1 protein-coding gene is annotated in these 3,369 nt (G+C 77.6%); it reads left to right on the forward strand.

The features are described 5' to 3' along the window. Window positions 1–3,369, forward strand: a 3,369-nt coding sequence (locus tag ACFV4N_RS41645) for an SDR family NAD(P)-dependent oxidoreductase (protein ID WP_499678210.1), incomplete at both ends; no start/stop codon positions are given.

Genomic DNA, 3,369 nt, shown 5'->3' on the forward strand with positions numbered 1-3,369 from the left:
CGCCGGAGCCGGAGCAGCCGCCCGCGCCCGATCGGGTGCTCGCGCCCTCGGTCAAGCCGTTCGTCGTCTCGGCGCGCGGCGCGGCGGCGCTGCGCGACCAGGCGGCCAGGCTCGGCGCCCACCTCGCCGAGCACCCCCGGGTGGACCTCGACGCGCTCGGCCGCTCGCTCGCCGGCCGAGCCGCGTTGGAGCACCGGGCCGTGGTGCTCGCCCAGGACGTGGGCGCGCTGGCCGCGGGGCTCGCGGCGATCGCCGCCGACGCGGCGGAGTCGAACGCGGACGTCGTACTGGGCCACGGCGGCGACGTGGACCGGCCGGTCTTCGTCTTCGCCGGTCAGGGCGGCCAGTGGCGCGGCATGGCCGTGGACCTGTGGCGCACCAGCCCGCTCTTCGCCGCGGCCATGACCGAGTGCGACGCCGCGCTGGCCCCGCACGTCGACTGGGACGGCGCCACCCTGCTGGACGTCCTCACCGGCGCCCCGGACGCGCCCGGCCTGGACCGGGTGGACGTGGTGCAGCCCGCGCTGTTCGCGGTGATGGTGTCGCTGGCCCGGCTGTGGCGGTCGCTCGGGGTCGAGCCGGCCGCGGTGGTCGGTCACTCCCAGGGCGAGATCGCGGCGGCCGTGGTGGCCGGCGCCCTCACCCTGGCCGACGGCGCCCGCGTCGCCGGGGTGCGCTCGCGCCTGGTCGCCGGCCTGACCGGGCGCGGCGGCATGGGCTGGATCGGCCTGCCCGTCGCCCGGGTCCGGGAACGGCTCGCCGACCACGCGGGGCTCGGCGTCGCCGCGGTCAACGGGCCGCGGTCGGTGGTCGTCTCCGGTCCCGCCGACGAGCTGGAGGCCATGTTCGCCGCGCTCTCGGCCGAGGGGGTCCAGGTGCGCAGGCTCCTGGTGGACTACGCGTCGCACTCGCCCGGCGTGGAGGAGCTCCGCGCCGAACTCGTCGACGCGCTGGCCGACCTCGCGCCCGCCGAGGCGGAAGTACCGTTCTACTCCACGGTCACCGGCGAGCGGGTCGACGGCACCGGACTGGACGCCGACCACTGGTACCGCAACCTCCGGGAGACGGTGCGGTTCAGCGCGGCCGTCGAGGCCCTCCTCGACGACGGGCACAGCTGCTTCGCGGAGCTCAGCGCGCACCCGACGCTCGTCGACGCGGTCGAAGCGGTCGCCCAGGAGCGGGGCGCCGACGTCACCACGTGGTGGTCGTTGCGGCGGGACGGCGGTGACACCGAGTTCACCCGCTCGCTGGCCCAGGCATTCGTGCAGGGGGCACCGGTGCGCTGGCCGGCGGCGTTCCCCGCCGGCGCGCCGATCGACCTGCCCACGTACGCGTTCCAGCACCGCCGGTTGTGGGTCGAGGCCGCCGGCCCGGCGACCGCGGGCGCCGCCGACCTCGGGCTGACGGCCGCCGACCACCCCCTGCTGGGCGCCGCCGTGGAGCACGCCGGCGACGACCGGGTGCTGTTCACCGGCAGGTGGTCGCTCGCGACCCAGCCGTGGCTGGCCGACCACGTCGTGCTCGGCACCCTCCTGCTGCCCGGGGCCGCCTTCGTCGAGCTGGCCACCCACGCCGGGCGGCACGTCGACTGCGCCCACCTGGAGGAGCTGGCCTTCCAGGCGCCGCTGGTGCTCCCGGAGAAGTCGGGCGTGGCCGTGCAGGTCGCGGTCGGCGCGGCCGACCCCACCGGCCGGCGTCCGGTCACGGTGCACTCGCGGCGCACCGAGTCCGGCGCAGGCGGCAAGTGGACCCTGCACGCGGAAGGCACGCTCGCCCCGGTCGGCACCGGCCCGGCGCCGGGCGACCTGAGGGCCTGGCCGCCACCCGGCGCGCAGGCGGTCGACGTGACCGACCTCTACCCCCGGCTCGCCGAGCGCGGGTACGCCTACGGGCCCGCCTTCGCCGGGATCCGCGCGCTGTGGCGGGACGGCGAGGACGTGTACGGCGAGGTCGCGCTGCCGAGCGTCGTCCGCGCCGAGGCGGGGCGGTTCGGCCTGCACCCCGCGCTGCTGGACGCCGCCCTGCAGGTGCCGGTCGCCGGGCTGATCGACGACGAGGCCGGGGCCGTCATGCCGTTCTCCTGGAACGGCATCACCGTGCGCACCCGGGGGACGAACTCGCTGCGGGTCGCCTTCCGGCGCACGGGCCCCGGCTCCTCCACCATGCTGCTCACCGACGACGCGGGCGAGCCCGTCGCCTCCTTCGACTCCATCGTCGCGCGGCCGGTCAGCCGCGAGCAGTTGCGCATCGCCATGGACAACGCGGCCGGCGCGAACACCGACGACGAGCACTACCGCGTGGAGTGGCGCACGCTGCCCGACGGCGCGCGCCCGCCGATGGTCGGCACCTGGCTGGCGGTGGTGGCCGAGGGGCAACCGGCCGACGGCTGGGCCGCCGACACCGTGCGCCGCCTCGCCGCCCACGCGCCCGGCCTGGTGACCTGGGCCGTGCCGTGCGGGCAGCCCGACCGGGCGGAGCTGGCCCGGCGGCTGCGCGAACTCGCGACGGACGGCGCGAACCCGGTCGGGGTGCTGTCGCTGCTGGCCGAGGACGAGACCCCGTGCGACGACTCGGCGGCGCTGCCCCGGGGGCTCGCGGGCACGGTGGTGCTCACCCAGGCCCTGCTCGACGCCGAACTCGACGTCCCGCTCTGGGCGGTGACCCGGGGCGCGGTGGCGACCGGTCCCCAAGACCGCATCGGCTCGCCCACCCAGGCCCTGGTCTGGGGTTACGGGCGGGTCGCCGGCCTCGAACACCCCCGGCTCTGGGGCGGCCTGGTCGACCTGCCGGACGCGGTGGACGACCACGCGATCGCCGAACTGGCCGGTGTGCTCGCGGGCGGTGGCGAGAACGAGGTCGCCGTGCGGTCGCAGGCCGTCCTGGCCCGCCGCCTGGTCAGGGCGGCGGCGCCCGAGCAGGAGCCGCCCCGCTGGCAGCCACGCGGGACCGTGCTCGTGACGGGCGGCACGGGTGGCCTCGGCGCCGAGGTCGCCCGCTGGCTCGCCGACCGCGGCGCCGAGCACCTGGTGCTCGCCAGCCGCAGCGGCGCCGACGCGGCCGGTGCGCGGCGCCTGGTCGAGGAACTGGCCGCCAAGGGCGTCCCGGCCTCGGTGGTGGCCTGCGACGTCACCGACCGGGCCGCCGTGGTCGACCTGCTGGCCTCCGTCCCCGCCGAGCACCCGCTGACCGCGGTCGTGCACGCCGCCGCCAGCCTCGACGGCGGGCCGATCGCCGGCATGACGCCGGCCGACTTCGGCGACATCCTGGCGGCCAAGGTGCTCGGCGCGGCGCACCTCGACGAGCTGCTCGACCACGACGGCGTCGAGGCGGTGCTGCTGTTCGGCTCCATCTCGGCGACCTGGGGCGCTG

The organism is Actinosynnema sp. NPDC059797, from assembly GCF_042732085.1.
Taxonomy (GTDB): Bacteria; Actinomycetota; Actinomycetes; order Mycobacteriales; family Pseudonocardiaceae; genus Actinosynnema.